Annotated in this window: 22 protein-coding genes; 12 read left to right on the forward strand and 10 right to left on the reverse strand. The window is 65.6% G+C overall.

The annotated features are described in order from the left end of the window. Positions 1 to 49: 49 nt before the first annotated feature. The gene (locus EP007_RS13940) at positions 50 to 2,119 is read right to left on the reverse strand and encodes an AAA family ATPase (RefSeq protein WP_128478230.1); all 2,070 of its coding nucleotides are present in this window, start codon (positions 2,117 to 2,119) and stop codon (positions 50 to 52) included. A 111-nt stretch (positions 2,120 to 2,230) separates the two neighbouring features. Here EP007_RS13940 and EP007_RS13945 point away from each other — a divergent pair, with 111 nt between their 5' ends. Next, positions 2,231 to 3,271, forward strand: coding sequence for a WD40/YVTN/BNR-like repeat-containing protein (locus EP007_RS13945; RefSeq protein WP_128478231.1), 1,041 nt, complete (start codon positions 2,231 to 2,233; stop codon positions 3,269 to 3,271). Between the two features lie 483 nt (positions 3,272 to 3,754). Here the strand turns inward: EP007_RS13945 and EP007_RS13950 are convergent, their stop codons facing one another. From EP007_RS13950 to EP007_RS13960, 3 genes are all read right to left on the reverse strand, one after another. Then, positions 3,755 to 4,588 (reverse strand): MBL fold metallo-hydrolase, encoded by an 834-nt coding sequence (locus EP007_RS13950; RefSeq protein WP_128478232.1) that lies wholly within the window; start codon positions 4,586 to 4,588, stop codon positions 3,755 to 3,757. 80 nt (positions 4,589 to 4,668) lie between these two features. Continuing rightward, positions 4,669 to 6,114 carry a hypothetical protein gene (locus EP007_RS17965; RefSeq protein ID WP_128478233.1) on the reverse strand — a complete coding sequence of 482 codons (1,446 nt, stop codon included), beginning with the start codon at positions 6,112 to 6,114 and terminating at the stop codon, positions 4,669 to 4,671. A gap of 137 nt (positions 6,115 to 6,251) precedes the next feature. Continuing rightward, entirely contained in the window at positions 6,252 to 6,653 is a 402-nt protein-coding gene (locus tag EP007_RS13960; RefSeq protein ID WP_128478234.1) for a YlbF family regulator, read from the reverse strand. Between the two features lie 109 nt (positions 6,654 to 6,762). On the opposite strand from EP007_RS13960, the gene dph2 reads away from it, so the two are divergent. Further along, complete coding sequence (gene dph2, locus EP007_RS13965; RefSeq protein ID WP_128478235.1) at positions 6,763 to 7,812, forward strand: diphthamide biosynthesis enzyme Dph2; 1,050 nt, start codon at positions 6,763 to 6,765, stop codon at positions 7,810 to 7,812. Positions 7,813 to 7,954: 142 nt separating this feature from the next. After that, positions 7,955 to 9,271 carry a methyl-accepting chemotaxis protein gene (locus EP007_RS13970; RefSeq protein WP_128478236.1) on the forward strand — a complete coding sequence of 439 codons (1,317 nt, stop codon included), beginning with the start codon at positions 7,955 to 7,957 and terminating at the stop codon, positions 9,269 to 9,271. Between the two features lie 3 nt (positions 9,272 to 9,274). On the opposite strand, the gene EP007_RS13975 is transcribed toward EP007_RS13970, so the two are convergent. Then, positions 9,275 to 10,180, reverse strand: a complete 906-nt coding sequence (locus EP007_RS13975; protein ID WP_128478237.1) for an esterase/lipase family protein — start codon at positions 10,178 to 10,180, stop codon at positions 9,275 to 9,277. 151 nt (positions 10,181 to 10,331) lie between these two features. Between EP007_RS13975 and EP007_RS13980 the strand changes: the two genes are divergently transcribed. From EP007_RS13980 to EP007_RS17590, 3 genes are read left to right on the forward strand one after another with little or no spacing between them, the layout of a single operon-like run. Beyond that, entirely contained in the window at positions 10,332 to 10,727 is a 396-nt protein-coding gene (locus EP007_RS13980; protein WP_128478238.1) for a hypothetical protein, read from the forward strand. A 46-nt stretch (positions 10,728 to 10,773) separates the two neighbouring features. Further along, positions 10,774 to 11,472, forward strand: a complete 699-nt coding sequence (locus EP007_RS13985; protein WP_128478239.1) for an METTL5 family protein — start codon at positions 10,774 to 10,776, stop codon at positions 11,470 to 11,472. Between the two features lie 36 nt (positions 11,473 to 11,508). Further along, entirely contained in the window at positions 11,509 to 11,655 is a 147-nt protein-coding gene (locus tag EP007_RS17590; protein WP_166035606.1) for a hypothetical protein, read from the forward strand. 16 nt (positions 11,656 to 11,671) lie between these two features. On the opposite strand, the gene EP007_RS13990 is transcribed toward EP007_RS17590, so the two are convergent. Then, on the reverse strand, positions 11,672 to 13,318 hold the full coding sequence (locus EP007_RS13990; protein WP_128478240.1) for a rhomboid-like intramembrane serine protease: 1,647 nt from the start codon (positions 13,316 to 13,318) through the stop codon (positions 11,672 to 11,674). Between the two features lie 118 nt (positions 13,319 to 13,436). Here EP007_RS13990 and EP007_RS13995 point away from each other — a divergent pair, with 118 nt between their 5' ends. Together EP007_RS13995 and EP007_RS14000 are read left to right on the forward strand one after the other, a co-directional pair. Then, positions 13,437 to 13,721, forward strand: coding sequence for a DNA-directed RNA polymerase subunit L (locus EP007_RS13995; protein ID WP_128478241.1), 285 nt, complete (start codon positions 13,437 to 13,439; stop codon positions 13,719 to 13,721). A gap of 179 nt (positions 13,722 to 13,900) precedes the next feature. After that, complete coding sequence (locus tag EP007_RS14000) at positions 13,901 to 14,653, forward strand: hypothetical protein (RefSeq protein ID WP_128478242.1); 753 nt, start codon at positions 13,901 to 13,903, stop codon at positions 14,651 to 14,653. 55 nt (positions 14,654 to 14,708) lie between these two features. Here EP007_RS14000 and hisF read toward each other — a convergent pair whose 3' ends face one another. After that, the gene (gene hisF, locus EP007_RS14005; protein WP_128478243.1) at positions 14,709 to 15,524 is read right to left on the reverse strand and encodes an imidazole glycerol phosphate synthase subunit HisF; all 816 of its coding nucleotides are present in this window, start codon (positions 15,522 to 15,524) and stop codon (positions 14,709 to 14,711) included. A gap of 293 nt (positions 15,525 to 15,817) precedes the next feature. On the opposite strand from hisF, the gene EP007_RS14010 reads away from it, so the two are divergent. Both EP007_RS14010 and EP007_RS17595 read left to right on the forward strand, forming a co-directional pair. Further along, positions 15,818 to 16,144 carry an EthD family reductase gene (locus tag EP007_RS14010; protein WP_128478244.1) on the forward strand — a complete coding sequence of 109 codons (327 nt, stop codon included), beginning with the start codon at positions 15,818 to 15,820 and terminating at the stop codon, positions 16,142 to 16,144. A 291-nt stretch (positions 16,145 to 16,435) separates the two neighbouring features. Further along, on the forward strand, positions 16,436 to 16,591 hold the full coding sequence (locus EP007_RS17595; RefSeq protein ID WP_166035608.1) for a DUF7550 family protein: 156 nt from the start codon (positions 16,436 to 16,438) through the stop codon (positions 16,589 to 16,591). A gap of 199 nt (positions 16,592 to 16,790) precedes the next feature. On the opposite strand, the gene purL is transcribed toward EP007_RS17595, so the two are convergent. Then, a complete protein-coding gene (gene purL, locus EP007_RS14015; protein ID WP_128478245.1) occupies positions 16,791 to 18,911 on the reverse strand; it encodes a phosphoribosylformylglycinamidine synthase subunit PurL in 2,121 nt (706 codons plus the stop codon). 427 nt (positions 18,912 to 19,338) lie between these two features. On the opposite strand from purL, the gene EP007_RS14020 reads away from it, so the two are divergent. Further along, on the forward strand, positions 19,339 to 20,022 hold the full coding sequence (locus EP007_RS14020; RefSeq protein ID WP_128478612.1) for a PHP domain-containing protein: 684 nt from the start codon (positions 19,339 to 19,341) through the stop codon (positions 20,020 to 20,022). Positions 20,023 to 20,057: 35 nt separating this feature from the next. Continuing rightward, positions 20,058 to 21,143 (forward strand): asparagine synthase C-terminal domain-containing protein, encoded by a 1,086-nt coding sequence (locus EP007_RS14025; protein ID WP_128478613.1) that lies wholly within the window; start codon positions 20,058 to 20,060, stop codon positions 21,141 to 21,143. Here the strand turns inward: EP007_RS14025 and EP007_RS14030 are convergent. Together EP007_RS14030 and EP007_RS14035 are read right to left on the reverse strand one after the other, a co-directional pair. Further along, on the reverse strand, positions 21,140 to 21,658 hold the full coding sequence (locus EP007_RS14030; RefSeq protein WP_128478246.1) for a hypothetical protein: 519 nt from the start codon (positions 21,656 to 21,658) through the stop codon (positions 21,140 to 21,142). The genes EP007_RS14025 and EP007_RS14030 overlap by 4 nt on opposite strands. 69 nt (positions 21,659 to 21,727) lie before the next feature. After that, positions 21,728 to 22,210, reverse strand: a complete 483-nt coding sequence (locus EP007_RS14035; protein ID WP_128478247.1) for an NUDIX hydrolase — start codon at positions 22,208 to 22,210, stop codon at positions 21,728 to 21,730. Between the last annotated feature and the right edge of the window lie 24 nt (positions 22,211 to 22,234).

Here is a 22,234-nt window from a genome sequence, read left to right on the forward strand (position 1 = left end):
GAGTTACCGACGATGCGTTCAACGGGAAGTGCATACGCGTAGTCGTAAGTTAGTTTCCGAACACGTCGCTGATTCGGTCGCGCCACTCCTGTATCCCTTCGATTTCGTCGCGGATGTCCCCGATATCGGCCTCGACGCTCTCGACGCGAGCCGTGAGGTTCTCCTCCAGCGCGTCGAGGTCGGCGGACAGCGAGGCGACCTCGTCGGCGACAGTCTCGACTTCATCGGTCACGTCGCTCACGTCGTCCAGTTCCTTGCGGACGCCCCGTAGTTCGTCGGTGACAGTGTCGAGTTCGTCGCTCACGGAGGTCACGTCGTCGGTGTTCGCGCCGACGAGTTCTTCCAGTTCGCCCAGTTGGGTTTCGAGCCTCTCGACCTCCTCGTCAAAGTCACCCGCGTCTTCGAGTTCCGCTTCGAGGGCTTGGACCTCCTCGCGGAGGCCTTCGAGCGCCTCGACATCGTCTCGGAGCGCTTCGAGTTCTGCAACGTCCTCACGGAGCCTTTCGAGTCCGTTCACGTCTTCGCGCAGGCTCTCGACTTCGGCCACGTCGTCCCGAAGCGCCTCCAACTCCTCGACATCCTCGCGCAGGGTCTCGATTTCGGCCACATCGTCGCGGAGGTCGTCCAGCGCCTCGACATCGCCGCCGATTGCCTCGACATCGTCTTCGAGGTCGGATACGTCCTCGCGGAAGTCGGCCTTGAACTCTCGGAGGTCGCTTCGGAGGTCGCTCTCCACGTCTCGCAGTTCGTCTTCGACGCGGTCGAGGTCCGCCTCGAACTCGTCGAGGTCGGATTCGACAGTCGAGAGGTCCTCGCCGAGACCATCGACGCGCTCGTCGGTCGCCTTGGCATCGGTTCGGACCGCCTGTACCTCGTCTTCGAAGGCCTCCACGTCGGCCCGAATCTGGGCAATATCGTCCTCGAAGTCGCCGAAAATGTCGTCGGCAACACCGTTCTCGTCGATGAACTCCTCCAGCGCTTCGGTGTACGCCGAAAGGTCCTCGACGCGCGACTGGAGGTGGCGGATGCGGACGTTCGTGCTCTCGGGCGTAGCAACGTCCAACTCGCGCTGGATGGCCGTCAGGTCTTCGTCGGAGACTTCACCGGCCCGAATCTCGTCGGCGAGCGCGGCCGCGACGCTCCCCGGACTCGGCGGGGAGTGCCCCGGCGATTCGGCGTCGGCAGTCGTGGTCTCGTCGGCGACTTGGGAGGGCGGCGTCGAGTCCGTGGCGTCGGCGTCGTCGCTCGCACCGTCGTCGGCGTCCTCTGCGACCGCTTCGTCGTCGGTCGTCACACCGTCGTCGCTCTCGTCGGCAACGTCCTCGGTATCGAGGTCCAGCGCTTCGTCCTCGTCGTCTCGGTCCGCGACGTTTTCGTCCGCATCGTCCGCTTCGATCTCGTCTGCGACCTCGGATTCGGCTTCGAGGAAATCGTCGGCCGCGCCCTCGCCGTCTGCCGAATCGCCGAGAAGGTCGTCGTTCGCTTCGGCGAGTGGGTCGTCTCCGTCATCTGCCTCCGCGAGCGGGTCGTCCTCTTCGCCGACCGCAAGCGGGTCCTCGCTCTCGTCCAGTCCGAGGTCCTCCTCGCCAGCGACTACGTCGCGGACGAGTTGGCTGTCCTTCTCCGAGACGATGTCCGTGATGGTGTTGCCGTCGGGACCGCCGACCTCGGCGTCGAGGTCCGGACCGGGCGAGTCGTCGTCGGTCTCGCCGACTGCGACGACCTCGTCGGCGTCATCCTCGCCGGAGTCGATACCGACCGGCGAGACCGACTCGATGCTCGGCGTACCGAGGAACATCGAGGGGTCGTCGTCATCGGCGAGTCGGACGCCGTAGACGGTCACTAGTTCCTCGCCGGGGTCGAGTTCGCGCTCAAACTGCACCCGGTGGTCCTTGTATGCGGTCCAGTTGTCGTTCTCGTAGTCGGGGTGGAACCCGACGTTGTCCATCGGAAACTCCTCGGGGATATCGTCCGCGAGTTGGAGGGTCGTGCGCTCGTCGCGTTCCGAGCGAACGACGAACTTGATAGCGGGGACTGCGAACTCGTCGCCCTCGAAAGACTTCTCGACGACGACGCCGCTCTCGGTCGTCGTCACCACCTCGGTCATGCTGTCGCTCATACGGTTCACATCCCACAATGGCCATATAAATCACACGCCGTCGCGGGTGAAATCCCGGCGCTCGCGTGGGCGGGGTGTACCTATTTGACTACCCACGGCGTAGCCACGACCATGCTACTCGCAGGAACGTACGACGGCGTCTACCGTGCCGACGGACTGCGGTTCGACTCGGTCGAGCGAGTCCTCGACTCGGACCGAGTCATGCGCGTCCGGCAGTTCGACGCTGAGTCGTCTCACGAGGGCGTTTTCGCCGCGACGAAGTCCGGACTGTATCGCTCGACGGACGGTGGCGACTCGTGGACGAATCTCGACGTGCCCCGCGAAGAAGTGTACTCGGTCCTCGCCGCCCCGGCGGGCGGTGAGTCGTCCCGTGGCGACGACGAACACGGTCGAGGTTCGCTCGACGGAAAGCGCCTGTACGCGGGCACTCACCCGGCCCACCTGTACGTCTCCGAGAATGGCGGAGAGACGTGGCGGGAGCTATCGGGCTTTCAAGACGTGCCCTCGGGCGACCGGTGGCATACGCCGCGCCACCGCGACGAGGCCCACGTCCGGAGTCTGGGCGCGCACCCCGACGCGCCGGAGCGGGTCGTCGCGGGCGTCGAAGTCGGCGGCGTCCACGTCAGCGACGACCGCAGCGAGACGTGGACCGAGCGGCGGTCGGGCGTCCACGACGACGTACACCACATCCTCGTGCGCGGGCCGGACCACTACGTCGCCTCCTGCGGCGGCGGTCTCTACCGGACCCGAGACGCGGGCGAGAGTTGGGTCCGCCTCGATACCAGCGAGCAAGGCCCGACCAGCACTCGCGCGCGCGGTGACGACGGGGCGGACCACACCCACACGTACTTCCGGGAGGCGTTCGCCCACGACGGCACGCTCTACGCCGCGGCCGCGCGCTCCTCGCCGGGGACGTGGCAGGGCGAGCGCGGCGCAGACGCCGCGCTCTTCGAGTCTGAGAACGACGGCGACACCCTCGACGCGGTGGCCTATCCGGGGCAACCGGAGGAGGTCGTCCTCTCGTGGACGGCCGACGACGAGGGCCACGTCGTCGCGGGCACGAACGACGGTAGCGTCGTCTTCCGGTCCTCCGGCGACTGGGTCGAAGGCGGCGAGATGCCCGCGGGCGTGGCGTCGCTCTGTTGGCTGTAACAGCGGCTCTCGGTGGAATTGGCTCAGCCCTCTCGGGGTAGTCGGACTGGCGGTCCCCCGGCCTCGCCTCCGAGCGACCGCGCGATACGTCCGGGCCGAGTTGGTCCCGTCCTCGGGTTTAAACCTTCGTGCGCTGGCCCGGCGTCGTCGTCGCGAAATGGTTCGACCTGCCTCGGAACGACCTGTTCGCGTTCGGAATCGCCGAGCTATTGGGATTTTTTCGATACTGGCGCGTGCGGGCGCGGCGTGCAACTGCGCGCCGCGCCGTTCCGCGCGAGGGCGAGCAACGCAGGCCGGAGCGAAGCGGAGGCCGAGTAGCGCAAGCGGTTGGGGAGGCGTGAGGCCCGCGGTGGCGGTGCTGTGCGGTTGCGGTCTGTGTTGCTCACGCCTGAAGCTATCTCTAACTCGCTCCCGGACCGGCGCACTCCGCGGCCGACTACCGGAGTGACAGCTGTCGAAAATTTCTAGAAAACGAAAACCGCGTCAGATATCGACTCTGTCACCGATTTCCACGACTTCCAACCGCTCGGGGGAGTCGAAGCTCCGGACGTGGTTGTGGAGCGCGGTCGGGTCCGCCGTCAGCCCCTTCCACATGTCCCAGTGGCTCGGCAGGAACCGCTCGAACTGGAGGTCGCTGGCGGCCTCGACTGCCTGATTCTCGTCGTTGTACCAGCGCGTGCGCTTCGGTTCGCGGGTCTCCTTGTCCGGAATCCGGCCGACGCTCCCGAACGCCAGCACGCCGAGGTCGATGTCGTACTGCTCGCCGACGCGGGCGAACTCGTCGCTGGGCTTGGTGTCGCCGCCGTGGAAGAACGTCCGGCCGTCGTACTCCACGACGTAGCTGACTGGGTGGGTCGCGTCGGGGTCGTGGGCCGGTTCGACCGAGACCGTGAACGCGCCGACCTCGAAGGTGTCGCCCTCCGCGACTTCTTCGAGTTGGTCCTCGCCGACGTCCCACTCGTCGGTCCAGTTCTCCTCGTCGCGGGCGACCGCGAGGCTGTCGTCGGGAGCGTAGAAGGTCGCGCCGGTGGTTTCGAGGATGGGTGCCTGACTCGGGCCGTGAACGTGGTCGGTGTGTTCGTGCGTGGCCAGCACTGCGTCGGTCTCGGACACGTCCGCGGGGTCGAACGGCACCGGCACCATCCGAACGGTGCGGGGCGGGTCGCCGGTTCCGAGGTAGGGGTCGATATAGAGCGTCGTCTCCTCGGCCTTCAGGACGAAGCCGTTACAGCCGAGATACCAGACCGCGATGCCCTCGGGGTCGGCGTCTTCGACCGCACGCGGGAGCCAGTCTCCCCAGTCGCTGTGAATTGCCATGTCGCTCAGTGTGCCGACAAAAGGGGTAAGTGTTGTTCTTCGCGCCGACCGCTACGCGACGGGACCGGCGCCGAGTCCCGCTACAGGCTTCGCAGTCGAACGTGGTCGTCGTCGATGTCGTCGATTCGGTCGGGGGTGACCGAGTAGGCGTCGTCGTCGTGGCCCTCCCACCCGAGCCGCGTCTTGACGCGCTGGGCGAGTCCGGGGTTCGGGTCAACGTACAGCAGGTTCTCGTCCTCGTCAACCTCGGTGACGACGCCGACCTTCTCGTCGTTGGCGTCCATCACGTCCTTGCCCACGTCGTGGTCGTCCAGCGTAATCATCTCCTCGCGGCCGACCGTCTCGTCGCCCATGCCCGCCACCGACTCGTCGTCGGTCGGTTCGTCGCCCATCGCGGTCCCGCTCTCGGCGGCGGTGGTCTCGTCCGTCGTGGTGCCCGCGACGGCGGTCTCGTCGCGGTCTATCCGGACACCTTCTACGTCGAGGCGCTCGCCCTCGGCGGTCGTTTCGGTGGCGTCGGAGCCGACGAGCATGGTCTCGACGAGGATGGTGTCGATGGTCTCGCTACTCACGAGTTCCTCGTCGGCGAACTCGAAGGTGAGGCGCTTGCGGTCCACGATTTCGTCTTCGACGATGCGACGCTCGTAGAGGTGGGTCTCGATGACGCCCTCGTCGGTGAACTCGCTTTCGACGTGACCGCCCTCGATAGCGTCCTCGGTGACGATTTCGCCGCCAAGGAGGTCGCTCTGGAGGATGTTCCGCTGGACGCCTTCGAGGTCTACGCGACTTTCCATCGTGTCGGATTCGAGCGTTTCGGTCTCCTCTACGTCGTGGTCCACGACCCTGCTCTCGACGGTCATGCGCTCGACGAGTTCTCGCGTGACTCCGCGAGTCTCGTCAATGTCAACGATAACGACCTCGCGGTCGGTCACGTCCATTTCCTCGACATCGTCCTCCCACGCGGCGCTTTCTCTGTCCTCCACGATGGCGACGCCCTCCTCCTCGCCGATGTGCATGCCGACGATTTCGCGCCGAATCAACTCCCTGTCGATTACCTCGTCGTGGACCATTTCTCTCCCGATGACCTCGCTCTCGATGGTTTCGGTCTCCCGGACCGTCTTCTCGATGACCTTCGTCTCGGTGATTTCGGTCTCGACGGTCTCGCCCTCCATCAGCGCCCGCTCGACCTCCTCGTCTTCGAGCGTGGCGCGCTCGATGGCCTCGGTCCGGTCCACGAACTCGAACTGTTCGCCGCCCTCGCTCGACCGGTCGTGGTGCCGGACCAGCGCCAGTTCGTCGTCTTCGAGTCGGTCGAAAAACTCGTCCCACGACGTTTCCTCGACGTTCTCCGTCGTTTCGTCGTCGGGATGGTGGACGTACGGCGCTCGCTCGCCCGCGGCGCTCGTCCGGTAGGCGGGCTTGGACCCGCTCTCTTCCATCCACGAGCGAATCGTCTCGCGGTCAGTCGTTACGTTCGTTGCTCCGCTGCGGTCGGCGTCCGTATCGCTTGTCCTGTCGTTTGCCATGTTCCCCACCGTCAACAGAGTCGTGGCCGACGAACTTAGGTCTCGTTGCCAAATTCCGTGGCCGGACGGACTAAGGACTGTTCGGCGTCGAAATCGGCGGCGTCGCTTGCCGCGGGAAACGTAGAAGAGACGCGGCCTCAGTCTTCGCAGCAACCGCTCGCTTGGTCGCCGAAATCGACCGCCAGCGGCTCGGAGATGGTCTCGTTAATCGTCTGCATCTTCTCTTCGAGGTCCTCTTGGGCCTGCAGATACTCGTCCATCACCGGCATGGAGTGAAGTTCCTGCTGGGCCTCGCGTACCTTCTGGACATCCTCTTGGGTGGCCTCGCCGGTCTGGCGCGCGAGCATGAACTCTTGGCGCAGTTGCTCGAACTCTTGGACCTTCTCTTGGGCCTCGTCGTCGTCCTCGACGGCCTGCTTGGTCTCCTCGAAGCGCCGGTACTCGGGCGTCTGGGCGATGGCCTCGCCGAGTTCCCCCGCGAGTTCCTCGACGCCGGAGAGTTCCGTCGTCTCGCTGTCGGCCTCGGTTTCGATGCTCATGTACGAGTGAGTTGGGACTGTGGCGTTTTAGGCCTGCCGGATAGTCCCGCATCAGGGAGTTCAGGGGAGAACATCGTGCTTAAACGTCCTCACGAACAAAACAGTTTCAATGAGCCAAGATAGCGAGTACAGCGAGGGAGACCTCCGAAACACCGGCATGTCGCTGAAGCACGACCGGGAGTGGGACTACGAACTCGACCGCATCGTGGAGGCGGTCGAGGAGCGCGACGCCACCAAGGTCGGACTTCAGTTCCCCGAGGGCCTGAAGCGCCGCGGCCCGCAGGTCGCCGACGACATCCGCGAGTTGGTCCCCGACGACGTGACCGTGATGCTGTCGGGCCAGCCCTGTTACGGGGCCTGCGACCTCGACACCTACCTGATGAAGCGCACCGACGTGTTCGTCCACTTCGGCCACTCGCCGATGAAGAACACGGACAAGGTCATCTACGTCCCGCTGTTCTCGAACGTGGACGTGTTCCCCATCATGGAGGAGTCGCTGGACGAACTCGCGGACCCCGACGACGACCCGAACGTCGGTCTCGTCACCACCGCCCAGCACATGAACCAGTTCGAGGACATGAAGGCGTGGCTGGACGACCGAGGCTTCGACGTGAAGACTCGGCGCGGCGACGACCGACTCACCCACGAGGGACAGGTACTGGGCTGTAACTACGCCAGCGCCGACATCGACGCCGACCAAGTGCTGTACGTCGGCGGCGGGAAGTTCCACCCGCTCGGACTGGCGATGGAGCATCCCGACAAGAACGTAGTCATCGCCGACCCCGTCAACAACGTCGTCACGGTCGCAGATACGGAAAAATTCCTCAAGCAACGCTACGCCTCGGTCCACAAGGCGATGGACGCCGAGAAGTGGGGCGTCATCTTCTGCACCAAAATCGGGCAAGGTCGCTGGGAACAGGCCGAGGAGATTCTGGAGGACAACGACGACGCCTATCTCATCACGATGGACGAGGTGACGCCCGACCGCCTGCGGAACTTCGACATGGACGCGTTCGTCAACACCGGCTGTCCGCGCATCACGACCGACGACGGCCCGCAGTTCCACAAGCCGATGCTGACGCCCGGCGAGTACGAAATCGCCGTGGGCAACAAGCCGCTGGACGAACTCAGCTTCGACACGTTCCACGGAACGTGGTAGCCCTCTCCCGACACGCTTGAGACCGCTGTATCGACGCCGAGCGTTGGAGTAGCGAAGCCGGTCGCCCGGCGAAAATTTTTCGTTATCGTGTCTGTAACTCTGAATAAACTACTTGCCTAACTAGTCAAAATCACTACGTACCATGGATAGTTTGCAGTTTGACGAGGAGAACGACGCCGAGAAGACGAACGCGGAACTGTGTCGTGAGCGAGATTACTGGAAACATCTCTTCGAGTCGATGATAGACGAGTTCCCACAACCGATGTTCACGGTTGACGCCGACGGGGAGATTACGAAGTTCAACGCGAAGGCCGTCGAGACGTACAACCTCCCCGAACAGGAGGTCATCGGCGAACACGCGGGAGTTTTCCAACCGAACAAAGACGAGACGCTCGTCGAGGAGGTCGTACGAACCGGCGAGTCGATTCGGGAAGAGTCGTTTCGAGCGCTCCCCGACGATGAGGGCGGGAAAATCTGGATACGCGCGATGGGAGCGCCGCTGACCGACTCTGATGGAAACGTCGTCGGCGGCGTGGAGATGATGCCGTTGGTGACCGAACTCGTCGAGGAACGCGAGCGTATCGAGGAGTTGCAGACGAAAGTCAGTGAGGAAATAAAGGGGTCGGTCACGGAACTGGAGACGACGGCGAGCGACATCGCGGAAGGGTCCAGCGACATAAACGCACTCACGGACGAACAGAGCGACAAGATAGACAAGATAGCCAGCGAGGTCTCGTCGCTCAGCGCGACGGTCGAGGAGATAGCGTCGAGCGCCGACGAGGTCTCGACCAAGAGTTCCCGTTCGGAAGAACTGGCCGAGTCCGCCCACGAGTCGGTCGCGGATGTCGTCGATTCGATGGACCACATCGAGGCGGCGGGGAAGGCAGTCGCCGAGAACACCGACGACTTGCAGGAGAAGATAGACGAGATAGACGACCTAGTCACCGTCATCAACGACATCGCCGACCAGACCAACTTACTGGCGCTGAACGCCTCCATCGAGGCGGCCCGCGCGGGCGAGGCCGGGTCCGGGTTCGCCGTCGTCGCGGACGAGATCAAACAGCTCGCGTCGGAATCGCAGGAACAGGCCGACGAAATCGAGCGGCTGGTCGAGGAGATACACAGCAACACCGACGACACCGTCGAGAGCGTCGAGGAGACCAACTACCGGGTCGAAAACGGGATGGAACACGTCGAGATGGCCGCCGACAGACTCGAACGCATCGCCGAACACGCCCGCGAGACCTCACAGGGAATCGACGAGGTGGCAAAAGCGACCGAGAGTCAAGCCACGAGCGCCGAGGAGATAGCGGCGATGATAGACGAGACCGCCACGCAGGCCGACCAGACTGCCCGAGAGGCAGAGTCAATCGCGGCCGCGAGCGAACAGCAGGAGGCGATGGTTCGGGAAGTCCGCGGCGCCGTCGAACGACTCCAAGAGACGGAGATCGACGAGTAGTTCTCAGAAGTTCGAGACGACCTCGGCCATACAGCCGTTGCCGTGTTCGTGGTACGAGAAGTGGTCGGACACGTAATCGACGTTGTGGTCGGTGTAGTTCGCGGGCGGCGTGCCCTCACAGCCCTCCTCGCCGACCGCCGAGTCGAACTCGCCCGCCGAGTAGGCCCAGTTCAATACGTCGTCGTCGGACTTCCAGTAGTTGTCCACCGACTTGGCGGCGGCCGCGATGTCGTCGCCGTACTCGCCGCCGACGGCCACCGCGTCGTTGTCCGTCGCCGCGCCGAGAAGCGTCGCCGACTCCACGAAGTCAGATTTGCCGAGATTGTTGAGCGCTCGGAGCGTCGCGGGCACGACCCGGCCGCCCATCGAGTGGCCGACGAGGCGGACTCGCGCGCCGGTCTCTGCGCGATAGTCGGTCAGGAAGTTGGCCAGTTTCTTGCCGTTGCGCTCGGCGATGTCGGTGGTGGGCCACCAGTTGTCCGTGCTGGTGTCCGAGTCGTAGCTGAACCCGATAACGGGGTGGTCGTAGCCGTTGTTCCGGAGCGACTGTTTCACGGTGGCGAAGTGGTCCGGAGCGTCGGCGGCGGCGACTCGCCAGCCGTGAACCGAGACGAGAATTTCGTCGGGGTTCGCGGACCCGTAGCCGGGAATGTCTCCGACTGTGCTGTAGTTTCGCGCGGTGTGGCCGTCGGTCAACTGGTCGCCGTGCCACCAGTGGATGTCGAAGTGCCCGCGGGTCGTCGCGCGCGGGAAGTCCTCGGCTCCGGTGATGTTTCCGTCGTCGCCCCCGAACGCCGAGGCCGACCCCACAACGGCTCCGAGCGCGACGGTTCCGGCCGCCGCTCGGAGCACCGTTCGCCGACCGACGCGATTCGATGTTGTTGCGTCCTGTTCCGCTGATGAGTGCATAGTCGGATGTTCAAACGTCATATATTAAATTTAATTATTAAGGTTTTGACGGGATTCTGGGCGGCGACTGCGGCTGCGATATACGCCCAAAATATTACTATAGTGCATTACCTAACCTTTTTGTATGAGTAATGGGTATGTGTTGGTAACGATGAGTGCCACACGCTCCGCGGATGTCCGAACCGCCATCGAATGCTGTCGCGTCGAAGACGCGACCCCTGTCAGTCTCGACGCCGACGCCATCTCGACCGCGCGCGACGACCTCCGAGAACTCAAGCGCGAACTCGACGCCGACGACCTCGTGGCCGCCCGCGTCGTGGTTGACGCCTGCTTCGGGGAGGACTGCTCGTTCGCCACGCAGGAGGAGGCCGACCGCGTGCGCGAGTACGTCCGTGCCGCCGCTTTCCTCGGCGCGAGTACCGTGACCGTCGAGTTCGACAGCGTGGGCGACGAGTCGAAGGTCCGGCCCGCGCTGGCCGCCGTCGCTGAGCGCGCCCACCGCGAGGGTGTCACCCTCGACATCGAGGGTCCCATCACACTCGACTGAGAGTCGAATCCGAACGTTCTCCTTCTCTGGGCGATTTCTCCCTTTCATGGACAAGGCCGCGCTGGAGCGCCGTCTCTCGCGGGTCGAAGGCTTCTCAGACCCGCGACTCGACTTGGAGCAGTATCCGACCCCCGCGGACCTCGCGGCTCATCTCGTCCACCTCGCGGGCGTACAGGGCGACCTCGCCGGGCGGACGGTCCTCGATTTAGGGACCGGAACCGGGATGCTCGCGCTCGGGGCGGCCTACCGAGGTCCCGCGCGCGTCCTCGCGCTGGACCGCGACCCCGCGGCGCTCGCGCAGGCCCGCGAGAACGAGCGCCGGGTCGCGGACGCGGACGTGCCCGCGTCCGCGACCGACTCCGCATCTGCGACCGCAGTCGAGTGGCTTCTCGGGGATGCGACTCGCGCGCCGCTCTGCGCCGCGGGCGCGTCGCCAGATGCGCCCGCCGACGCACTCGCCGACCGCTCGTCGGTCACGGTCCTGATGAACCCGCCGTTCGGCGCGCAGTCGGGCAACGAACACGCCGACCGCGCGTTTCTGGCGACCGCGAGCGACATCGCGGCGGTCTCCTACTCGATTCACAACGCCGGGAGCAAGGAGTTCGTCGAGGCGTTCGCCGACGACGAGGGCGGCGAGGTGACCCACGCCTTCCGGGCCGATTTGGCGCTCTCCCGGCAGTTCGGCCACCAGACCAGCGAGACCGAATCCATCGACGCCGAAGTCTTCCGGATTCGGTGGGCGTAGCGCAACGTTTTCTTCCCGGCATTCGTGTCGGCGAGCATGGACGAACGTCTCGTAAGCAGAGTGCGACTACTCGGTGCGGGCCTACAAACGTCGCTGCTCGGTCTCGCCGTCATGGAGTACAGTTCCGCCGGATTCGCGCTGGTCTTTTTCGGGGCAGTCGTCACGCTCTGGGGCGTCGTCTGAGGCGAGTCCGTAGCGGTCACCGATACGTCTCGCGGGCCGCGACTTGCACGCGGGTCCCGTTCACGGCCGCGAGCAGCTTTCGGTTCTCGCGCTCGAACCGGACCGGTCCGAGCGTCACCGACTCGTTGCGCTCGGGAATCGCCGCGGTCCCGACCGTGACGTTCCCGCTGGCCAGTCGGAGGTAGAACGTCCCGTTCGCCGGGACGACTTCGACCGAGTGGTTGGCGAGCGTCGCTCCCACAGTCGCCGGTTCGGAGGCGAAAGTGTGGGTCCACTCCTCGTCGTCCGGGCCGCGGAGCCACACCTGATACGCCTTCGGCCCGTTGGCCGCCGACCAGCCCCGGCGCTCGACGCGCACGTCCTCGGCCCACCCGACGCCGCCGACCCGGACGCTCGTCCGGCCAGCGAACCCGAGGCGACCCTTCGATACCGCTTGGGACCATATCTCGCGGTCGTCGTTGACGACGACGACGCCGCTGGTCGTCACGTCGGTCGTCTCGCCGAACATCGACACGTCGATGGCCGAGACCTTCTGATTCTGGACGCCCTCGGCGTAGGTCACGTCGTAGCCCCGGACCTCTATCGCCGGGCCGTCGCCGGGGATGCTGGCGTCCCCGACCGTGGTGAAGTTGACCGGGACCGCGACACCGACCATGACCGCCAGTGGGAGCAACAGCGCGAGCAGGCCGACCTGCTGGCGAGAGGCGTTGTCAAAGAGGGGTCCGCGGTCGGCCGTCGCCGCCACGGTCGTCAGCACCGCGAGCGCGACGACGAGGACCACGCCCCACCCGCGATAGAGGACGTAACTGCTCTCGCCGCGGTACCACCAGACTGCCCAAAGGGTCATCGACATGCCGAGGACGACCGCGCTGGTCCAGAGTCGGAGCGCGCCGACGCGCTCGCGTCGCCGATAGAGAACCGCCACGCCGAGCAGGATGCCGAGTAGAAGGCCGAGCGTGTGGCCCTGCACGGCGGTGCCGTACCACCACGGATTGCCGAAACTCCGAGAGGCCGACCCGACGACGACGGGGTCGCGCATGGCCTGATAGGCGGTCCGGATGGCTCCCTGCGCCGACACCGCGACGACTGTCAGCAGGGGGTAGCGAACCAGCGCGAACCCGACGAACGCGAACGCGACGCCCGAGAAGCCGATGATTGGACCCCACGCGAAGATGCTCGTCGCCAGTCCGACCAGCGCGACGCCCGCCGGGAAGATGACGAACGCGCGAACCCACGGGTTGGTCGTCCGCGAGAAGAAGGGGTTCTCGCCGCGCTTCGACGGGAAGTGGCCGAAAAAATACTCCGCGAGGGGCGCGACGGCGAGCGTCGTGGTGAGGTTGCCGACGAGATGCCCCGGCCCGGTGTGAGAGAAGGGCGCGAGGAGCCACCCCTCGGGGTAGAGATACGACCACGACGAGAACGGGAGGGTCACGGGGTTGCGCCAGTTGCCCGCGCCCTGCTGGACGACGAGATACACCGCCAGCACGCCCAGCACGGAGACGACGGTGCCCCACGGAACCCCCAGCAGGAACCGCGAGCGGAGTTTCCGCCCCCACTCGCCCGCCGGGGCATCGAGGTGCCGGACCAGCGCGAGCGACAGCAGGACGACGGCCGGAATCGCTACCTGCGTCGGTGCGGGCAACCACGGGGGCAACTGAACCATACGGCGTGTTTTCGGCCAACAGGATATAAATGGGTGGCTGGATTCGCGTCGGGGTAGCGACTCGGTGCGAACGCGTGGTTCCGTAATGTTGAAACGCACAAAGCCAGAACTGAGAGGTATGGAACTACGGGTTGCCGAGAAGGCCGACGACGAAATCTCCATCGAAATCGCCGGGGAGGACCACACCTTCATGAACGTGCTGAAAGGCACCCTCCTCGAACACGAGGGCGTCGCGGCCGCGACGTACGACATGAACCCCGAGCAGTCCGGCGGACAGACCGAACCCATCCTGACCATCAAGACCGAGGACGGCACCGAACCCCTCGACGCGCTGGAGGACGCCACGGGCGACATCAAGGACAAGACCGCGGCGTTCCGCGACGCCTACGAGAGCGCAGTCTAGCTTCTTTCTCGTCGTTCACCCCGTTCGCGCCGTTCATCCTTCGGCGAGCGCCCCTTCCGAGAGAACGCCGCCAGTCGCGCTCGGACGGCGAATAAGCCGGACTTAATCGGCGTAATCCGGCACGGAACCCCGAAACAGTCGGGACCGTTTATTGGCGCAGTCGGGAAACGTTCCTCCGCATGAGAACACGCGCAGTAGTCGTTGCCACGCTCGTACTGCTCGCCGGGGCGTCCTCCGCGCTCGCGGCGACGCCGAACGCGCACGACGCCGCGGCGGAGGGTACCGCACCGACGGCGAACGGCGTCGCGGTCCAAGACCAAGCGGACAACGAGAGCTACCAGTACCAGAATCTGACGATAGGGAATCTCACGATGACGAACGTCTCGGTCCAGCAGGCCGTGCTGAACGAGACGGAACTCGACCGGGGGTCCAACGGTAGCCAGTTGCTTGGCACCGCCACCGCGTCGAACCTGACCGTGGTGAACGCCTCCTTCGAGAACGTGACGCTCCGGAACGTCACGATTCGGAACGCCACCGTCGCCGAGCAACTGTTCGGCGGCGAGACGCCCGCTGAGAGCGAGAACGCGACGATAGAGAACGCGACGCTTTCCGAGACCGGCATCCAGACGCTGTTCGTCGAGACCGGTCGCCTCGCCAGTGCGGAAGTGAACAACGTCCGCACGTCGTTCTCGCCGGGCGGCGTCGTTGACGGTTCGCCCATCGAGGGCGAACCGACCGTCGAAATCGAGAACATGACCGTCGGGAGCGCGGTCCTCGACACCATCGAGGCCAACCGCGTCAGCATCGAGAACGCCTCGGCGGGAATCGGCATCATCGGCGGCGGAACTGGCGGCGAGACGACGACCGAAGACGCCGCGACCGGAGACGACACAGGCAACGAGACCGGCGCGCTCGCGGTACCCGAGCGATAGCACCCACGTCTTCCGACAGCTCTCGTTTTTCTTCGCGCCGCCCGCGAGCGAGCGCTCAGAGCCGGACCGGCACGTCGCGCTCGTCGAGGTACTCCTTGACCTCTCGAATCGAATATTCGCCGAAGTGGAAGATGGAGGCCGCGAGTCCGGCGTCGGCGCCAGCCTCGGTGAAGACCTCGTGCATGTCTTCGGGACCGCCACAGCCCGAGGAGGCGATGACTGGCGTGTCCACGGCGTCACAGACCGCCTTGGTCAGGGGAATGTCGTAGCCGTCCTTCGTTCCGTCGGCGTCGATGGAGTTGACGAACAGTTCGCCAGCGCCGCGTGATTCGGCCTCCGCGGCCCACTCGACCACGTCGAGACCGGTTCCCTCGCGGCCACCCTTGACGGTACACTCGAACCAACAGGACTCGCCGTCCACTTCGACGTAGTGTTCGCCCTGCTCGTCGTAGCGGCGTTTTGCGTCCACGGAGATGACGATACACTGGCTTCCGAAGGCGTCCGCGCCCTCGGTGATGAGGTCGGGGTTCGCTATCGCGCCGGAGTTGATAGAGACCTTGTCGGCCCCGGCGCGCAGGGTCTCTTTGATGTCGGCTTTCGTCCGGATGCCGCCGCCGACCGTGAGCGGGATGAATATCTCGTCGGCCACGTCCTCGACGACGCCGAGCATGGTCTCGCGCCCGTCGGCGCTCGCGGTGATGTCGAGGAAGACGAACTCGTCGGCCCCCGATTCGTTGTACGCGCGGGCCATCTCCACCGGGTCGCCGGTGTACTCTAAGTCCTCGAAGTTGACGCCGGTGTAGACCGCGGGGTTCCCGTCGTCGTCCAAGTCCACGTCGATACACGGGATGATGCGCTTGCTGAGAGTCATTTGGTTGTGTGAACGTTGGTCTGTTCGGGGTTTCACGGTTTCGACTGCGACAGGTAGTCGAACTCGAACGACCTCGTTTCGCGCGACAGGAGGTTCCGAATCGTCGCGTTCGAGTAGACATTTTTCCCGGCGCGTACGGCTCGGTGCCGTGCTGTTACGGTCCGAGTGGCGTCGCCAGTAGCTAGCTTCTAATCGACTCTCGCTACCGACACGCCTCGCCCGACCGCGTTTTACTACCACTTCCACTGCCGAATCCCCAAGTTTCACCACCGCACGCCCCGAACCGATGCAACATGACCTGCAAGATGGTGATTCTGGCGGTGCGGGGCGACGACATCGGTCACGACGAGTGCATCGACTACATGCACGACGAACACGCGCCGCTGGTGAACGATCTGCCGAATCTCCAGCGATACACCTCCTCGCTGCCAGCCAATCCCGAGCATGTGGACTACGACTACGTGGCACAGCTCTGGTTCGAGGACTCAGAAGCGATGGACGAGGCCTTCGCGTCCGAACAGGGCCAGCAGGTGCAAGCGGACGCGCAGAACTTCCTCGATATGGGCGCGACGGAGATGATTCCGGTCGTCGGCGAGACGGTCCACTTCGACGCGGAGTGACCGTCGCTCGGGTTTTCGAACTCTCGTTTCTGCGGACAACCGGTCGAGAGGATGACGAGCCGACTTGACGTAGCTTCAGGCGCGAGCAACGCAGACCACCCCACACAGCACCGCGACCGCGGGCGTCGCGCCGGGAGCCAAAATCAATCGTCACGAAACGATTTCGTGATATCGGGTCAGCGTCCGTCTCGCCGAACGCCGAACTCCCCCGAGTTAGTCTCCGCTTCACGAACGGTTTCCGGCGGCTTAGGTTTGGTTGCGTTTAAGTATCCGGACGGGAAACCCACTCGTATGGACGACCACGCAGACCACGGCCACGACGTAGAGGGCCTTGACCGAGTCACCTCGCCGATGCAGGAGTTCTCGATGTCGCAGGTCGGCATCGGCTTCGCCGTCCTCGCGGTCGGTCTCGCCGTCGCGTTCGCGCTCCCGCTTCTGGCGGCCTAAGTGCGACCTCACCGCGCGTTCTTCGAAGGGCTGTCCGTTGGTTCTCGACTAGAAACGTCCGTATTCGAAGACGCTGCTCCGTTCTCGACGAACGGGAGGGTCGCGTCAGTATCGCGGCATATGATTTATTTCTGCCAAGGCGAAGAACATCTGCGCTAAATCGCGTCTCCAGCACGAAAAGCGAGGGTCCGCGCTCCCGTCAGTCCAATTCGCGGGCCAGCACGTTTCGGAGCGCCGCGATGTCGTCGGCGTCGTAGCACAGCGACTCGCCCTCGACGGTCAGGTCGAGCGCGCCCGACTCGTCAGCCTCACCGAGTTCCGCGACCGGTGCGACGCCCGCGAACGCCTCGCGGACCGCCTCGGGGTCGGTCGTGGCGACGACGGCACGGCCCGGCGTCTCGGCGAAGAGGGCTTCGACCGAGTCGAGTTCGACCGTCGCGCCAGCCTCGTCGGTGACCATCTCGGCGAGCGCGACGGCGAGACCGCCGTGGCTCACGTCGTGAACCGCCACGGTCGCCTCGCGGTCGGCCACGTCCGCCAGCGTCTCTACGACCTCTCGGGGGTTCTCCGGGAGCGCGGGGAAGCGGTCGCTCCCGCCCATCTCGGCGAGGAACTGCGAACCACCGAGTCGGTCGCCTCCCGAGTCGCCGACTGCGAGGAGCGTCGCCTCGCTCGCGTCTCCGGACAGCGCGGCGGGCGAGGCGTCGTACCCTTCCTTGGTCCCCGTCATCGCCAGCGTCGGCGTCGGCGGAATCGGTCCCGAGGGAGAATCGTTGTAGAGCGAGACGTTCCCGCCGACGACCGGCGCGTCCAACTCCGCGCACATGTCGGCGAGACCGTCCACGATGCCTTTGAATCCGCCGTACACGTCGGGTTTCTCGGGGTTGCCACCGTTCAGACAGTCCACCGCGGCCAGCGGGGTCGCACCCTTTGCGGCGAGGTTCGTCGCGTTTTCGAGCGCCACGGCGCGCGCTCCTTCGTAGGGCGCGGCGTCAGTCCAGTTGGGGTCCGCGCCCGACGAGATGGCGAGACCTTTTTCTGCCTCGCGCAGGGCCAAGACCGCGGCGTCGTCGCCCGGCCCGGTCGCGGTCCGGACCTGCACCTCGTGGTCGTACTGGCGGTAGACCCACCGCTTGCTCGCGGTGTTGGGGTGGCCGACGACCGACTCGAAGGCCTCGCGGAGGTCGGCGTCCGGCAGGTCGCGCTCCGGTTGGGTCGGTTCGGTCGAATCGAGATCGTTCATCGGCGCGCCGTCGCCCAAGAACTCGGCGTCGGCGTCTACCACTGTCTCGCCCTCGAAAGTACAGACGTAGTTGCCCTCGGTTACGTCGCCGATGACCGAACAGCCCAAATCGTACTTTTCGGCGACTTCGCGGACCGCATCGACGTTCTCCGGCTCGACCTCGTAGCACATCCGTTCTTGAGACTCCGCGAGCAGGATTTCGAGCGCGTTCATTTCGGGTTCGCGCTGGTGAACGTCCTCCAAGCGAATCTCCGCGCCGAGACCGCCCTTGGCGACCATCTCCGAGGAGGCCCCGCCGAGTCCGGCCGCGCCGAGGTCGCGGGCCGCCTCGACCAAATCGCGGTCTAGCAGGGTCTCGTTGGCCTCGATAAGCAACTTCTCGGTGTAGGGGTCGCCGACCTGTACCGCGGGCCGGTCCTCCGTCTCGGCGTCCTCCGAGAGGTCCTCGCTGGCGAAACTCGCGCCACCGAGTCCGTCGCGCCCGGTCGCGTTCCCGACCAGCACGAGTTTGTTTCCGGGTTCCTTCGCGTCCGCCGTGACGAGTCGGTCGTCGTCCAGCAGGCCCACGCAGGCCACGTTGACGAGGGGGTTGCCCTCGTAGTCGTCGTGGAACGCCGTGCTTCCGGCCACCGTGGGGACGCCGATAGAGTTACCGTAGTCCGAGATACCTTCCACGACGCCTTCCAGCAGGTAGCGGGAGTGTTCGCGGTCGAAATCGCCAAAGTACAGCGAGTCGGCCAGCGCGATAGGGTAGGCACCCATCGAGAGCGTGTCCCGGACGATGCCGCCGACGCCCGTGGCCGCGCCGTCGTAGGGGTCCACGAACGAGGGGTGGTTGTGGCTCTCGATACCCATCGTGATGTACGTTCCATCCGCGACTGCCACGACTGCGGCGTCGTCGCCCGGCCCGACGACGACCTGCTCGCCCTCCGACTCGAAGGCCGACAGGAGCGGTCGAGACGACCGATACGCGCAGTGTTCGCTCCAAAGGTTCTCGAACAGCACCGCCTCGGCGGGCGTGGGGTCCCGGCCGAGTTCGGCGGCGACGAGTTCGCGGTCTTGCTCGGAGAGAGTCATTCACCTGTCTGTACAGACAGGGCGGATTAATGCCTTTCCATGTGCAGGTACGTGGATACTGAGCGGGTGGCGTCGCGGCGAGTAGGAGTTGACGGGACGAGCGTCGTCGCGGGACCGCTCCGCGCTGTCGCTCGTTCCCGATTTCGGCAGGGTGCGCTCGGAAGTGATGGAAATATGTCGTATTTTGTCACGTTCTCGCGTCCCGCACTCGACTCATAAATTCTATATCGATATACAGAATTCTCTCGCGGCGAGGAAACTGCTCCCTTCGGAAACCGCTCGGAGAAGCACGCTACTACCGCGTTTTGGCATTTAGTCTCGCGTCGAAAAATCGAGGCGCGTGCGAAACCGCCGCGAACCGTTCGCCAGCGACCGCGAACGACGCCGTACCGAGGCGCTTTTGGGGTCCGCCTTCGAACCCCCGCCCGTGCTATCGGTCGAGCTTCACGCCCACTCGTCGCTGTCGTACGACGGCCGCGACCCGGTTGACCTCATGCTGGAGCAGGCCGCCGCGGTCGGTCTGGACGCGCTGGCGGTCACCGACCACGACGAAATCGCGGCCAGCCTTGACGCCGCCGAGAAGGCCAGCGAGTACGGACTGGTCGGGATTCCGGGGATGGAGGTCAGTTCCGCCGCGGGACACGTCCTCGCGCTCGGCGTCTCCGAGCGAGTTCCCGCGGGCCTGTCGTTCTCCGAGACGCTCGACCGAATCCGCCAGCAGGGCGGCGTCGCCGTCGTTCCCCACCCGTTCCAGAAATCCCGGAGCGGCGTGATGGCCAACATCGGCGAGACCGAACTCGCCGAGGCCGACGCCATCGAGGTGTACAACTCCCGACTGCTGACCGGCCGCGGAAACCGGAAGGCGCGGCGCTTCGCCGAGCGCCACGATTTGCCCCAGACCGCGGGAAGCGACGCCCACATCAGCGAGATGGTCGGGCAGGCGGTGACGCGAATCGACACCGACGAGCGGAGCGTCAAGGCCATCCTCGACGCAATCGCTGACGGTCGGACGAGCGTCGAGGGCAAGCGAACCCCGTGGCACGTCAGCTTTCGACAGGCCGCGGGCGGAGCCAAGCGCCGAGTGAAGAACCGACTCGGCGAATTCTTCTGATGACCGACCGGACGGACTCCGAGCCGGACGCCAAGATGCGCGGCGCGTCGGCCGAGCGCGCGGCGCGGGCCGTCGCCGACGGAGAACCGCTGTTCGACTCGCGGGGGTTCGCCGGGCGACTCCCCGACGGCCGCCTCGTCCGCGACGTGCTCGGCCGCCAGCCGATTTTTCTTGGCGAGAGAGACTGGTCGTTCGCGCCCGGCGACCTCGACGACCCCGAACCGCTCCCCGCGGGCCGAATTTTCGACCCCGAGAGCGGAGACACGGAGCCGGTTTTCTCGCTTCCGGACCCACCGACAGCGGCAGACTCCCGAGAGGCGATTCTGAACGTGGAGTCCGCGCTCCGCGAGAGTCTCGGCGCAGTCGCGCCGGACGACCTCGCGGTGGCGTTCTCCGGCGGCGTCGATTCGGCGGTGGTCGCCAGCGCCTTCGACGCGCCGCTGTACGTCGTCGGCTTTCCGGAGAGTCACGACATCGAGGCGGCGCGGCGCGCGGCCCGCCTGATGGGCCGCGAGGAGGAGTTACGGGTCGTGGAGCTATCTCCGGCGGACGTAGAGCGCGCGGTGCCCGAGGTGGCCCGCGCGACCGGGCGGACGAACGCGATGGACGTGCAAATCGCGCTGCCGCTGTATCTCGCCGCGGAGCAGGCGGCCGCGGACGGTTTCGAACGACTTGCGGTCGGACAGGGCGCGGACGAACTGTTCGGCGGGTACGCGAAGGTCGCCCGAGCGCCCGAGGACCCCCGCGTCGAGGCCGAGACGGTTCGTGGCGCGGCCCGCGAGGTAATCGGGTCGCTCCCGGACCAACTGGAACGAGACGTGCTGGCGCTCCGCGCGGCGGGCGTCGAACCGGTCGCGCCGCTGTTGGACGACCGAGTGATTCGGGCCGCGCTTGCGCTTCCGGGCGAATTGCTGGTTGACGGCCGCGGCGAGCGCAAGAAGGCGCTCCGACTGGCGGCCCGCGAGTTCGTCCCCGACGCGGTGGCGTTCCGCGAGAAGAAGGCGGTCCAGTACGGCAGTCTGGTCGCCCGCGAGGTGGACCGACTCGCTCGACAGGCCGGGTTCAAACGCCGAATGGACGACCACGTCTCACAGTACGTCGAGTTCGTAGTCGAGCGTTAGTCCGCGACCAGCGCCGCGAGGTCCGACCCGACCGACTCGTCGGCCGAAAACGAGAGGCGCTGGCGCTCGTTGTCGATGACGACGGTGACGGTCGCCTGTGGGGACCCGACCCCGACCGCGTTGCTCCCGACGAGCAGCATGACCGACAGCGCGACGAGTCCGACTCCGTTCAGCAGGTCTCGTGTGGCGACGACGACGCCGACCAGCAGGCAGAGACCGCCGCACGCGAGAAACGCCGCCGAGAGGTCCAACCCCTCGCCCGCGGGGTCGGTCTCGACCGCCCGAATGTGGTTGTAGCCGATGGAGGTGGTCCCCTCGCCGGTCGTGAAGATGACTCGCCGGTCGGTCGCGGCGAACTGAGTCGGCGCGTTAGGGAGCGTCTGCCACTGGTTGGCCCACCGGACGTTCGAGGCGGTCCACGAGCGCCGGACCTGCTCGCCCGTCTGCAGTTCGGTCTCGATGGCCGCGGGGTAGTCGCTCGCGGTGTCTTCGACGCCGACCTCGCCGACACTCATGTAAGCGAACCGTTCAAAACGCGCGGTAATTAACTTTCTTACTTAGAGGAGTGACATTTCCGGGCGGCGCTACGCGGAGCGACGTTCGATTTCCTCGATGGCTTCGATGCTCAACTGCTCGACCTCGGTCTCCAGTTGCGAGAACGCCCGAAGTTGCTCGCGGGTGAACCACTCCCACTCGTCGGCGGCCGCCTCGTCGTCGCCTGCGGGGTTGATGGCGCGACCCTCGACTTCGCCGAAGTAGACGTGGTCGAGATGTTGGTGGCTGACCTCGCCGTTCGGGTGAACGTCCACGTCGAACAACAAGACGTGTTCTGCGGGCGGGAGTTCGCGCCCCGCCTCGGCGTCGAGATCGGTCTCGGGTTCGAGTAGGCTCACGTCGAGTCCGGTCTCTTCGCGGACCTCGCGGCGGGCCGCCTCGCGGGGGAGTTCGTCGCGGTCGAGGTGGCCGCCGGGCGCGACCCACTTACCGAGTCGGTCGTGGTAGTGCAGGGCGACCGCGCCGTCGTTGACGACGTAGACGGTCGCGGTGAAATGGCGGGTCGTCTCCATGCCCGAGGCAACGAAATACCGGGG

Source organism: Halorussus pelagicus (genome assembly GCF_004087835.1).
Taxonomy (GTDB): domain Archaea; phylum Halobacteriota; class Halobacteria; order Halobacteriales; family Haladaptataceae; genus Halorussus; species Halorussus pelagicus.

Bases quoted from the DNA above. Each gene is read 5' to 3' on its own strand.
- EP007_RS13940 (WP_128478230.1), bottom strand. From the start codon at position 2,119: ATGAGCGACAGCATGACCGAGGTGGTGACGACGACCGAGAGCGGCGTC.
- EP007_RS13945 (WP_128478231.1), top strand. From the start codon at position 2,231: ATGCTACTCGCAGGAACGTACGACGGCGTCTACCGTGCCGACGGACTG.
- EP007_RS13950 (WP_128478232.1), bottom strand. From the start codon at position 4,588: ATGGCAATTCACAGCGACTGGGGAGACTGGCTCCCGCGTGCGGTCGAA.
- EP007_RS17965 (WP_128478233.1), bottom strand. From the start codon at position 6,114: ATGGCAAACGACAGGACAAGCGATACGGACGCCGACCGCAGCGGAGCA.
- EP007_RS13960 (WP_128478234.1), bottom strand. From the start codon at position 6,653: ATGAGCATCGAAACCGAGGCCGACAGCGAGACGACGGAACTCTCCGGC.
- dph2 (WP_128478235.1), top strand. From the start codon at position 6,763: ATGAGCCAAGATAGCGAGTACAGCGAGGGAGACCTCCGAAACACCGGC.
- EP007_RS13970 (WP_128478236.1), top strand. From the start codon at position 7,955: ATGGATAGTTTGCAGTTTGACGAGGAGAACGACGCCGAGAAGACGAAC.
- EP007_RS13975 (WP_128478237.1), bottom strand. From the start codon at position 10,180: ATGCACTCATCAGCGGAACAGGACGCAACAACATCGAATCGCGTCGGT.
- EP007_RS13980 (WP_128478238.1), top strand. From the start codon at position 10,332: ATGAGTGCCACACGCTCCGCGGATGTCCGAACCGCCATCGAATGCTGT.
- EP007_RS13985 (WP_128478239.1), top strand. From the start codon at position 10,774: ATGGACAAGGCCGCGCTGGAGCGCCGTCTCTCGCGGGTCGAAGGCTTC.
- EP007_RS17590 (WP_166035606.1), top strand. From the start codon at position 11,509: ATGGACGAACGTCTCGTAAGCAGAGTGCGACTACTCGGTGCGGGCCTA.
- EP007_RS13990 (WP_128478240.1), bottom strand. From the start codon at position 13,318: ATGGTTCAGTTGCCCCCGTGGTTGCCCGCACCGACGCAGGTAGCGATT.
- EP007_RS13995 (WP_128478241.1), top strand. From the start codon at position 13,437: ATGGAACTACGGGTTGCCGAGAAGGCCGACGACGAAATCTCCATCGAA.
- EP007_RS14000 (WP_128478242.1), top strand. From the start codon at position 13,901: ATGAGAACACGCGCAGTAGTCGTTGCCACGCTCGTACTGCTCGCCGGG.
- hisF (WP_128478243.1), bottom strand. From the start codon at position 15,524: ATGACTCTCAGCAAGCGCATCATCCCGTGTATCGACGTGGACTTGGAC.
- EP007_RS14010 (WP_128478244.1), top strand. From the start codon at position 15,818: ATGACCTGCAAGATGGTGATTCTGGCGGTGCGGGGCGACGACATCGGT.
- EP007_RS17595 (WP_166035608.1), top strand. From the start codon at position 16,436: ATGGACGACCACGCAGACCACGGCCACGACGTAGAGGGCCTTGACCGA.
- purL (WP_128478245.1), bottom strand. From the start codon at position 18,911: ATGACTCTCTCCGAGCAAGACCGCGAACTCGTCGCCGCCGAACTCGGC.
- EP007_RS14025 (WP_128478613.1), top strand. From the start codon at position 20,058: ATGCGCGGCGCGTCGGCCGAGCGCGCGGCGCGGGCCGTCGCCGACGGA.
- EP007_RS14030 (WP_128478246.1), bottom strand. From the start codon at position 21,658: ATGAGTGTCGGCGAGGTCGGCGTCGAAGACACCGCGAGCGACTACCCC.
- EP007_RS14035 (WP_128478247.1), bottom strand. From the start codon at position 22,210: ATGGAGACGACCCGCCATTTCACCGCGACCGTCTACGTCGTCAACGAC.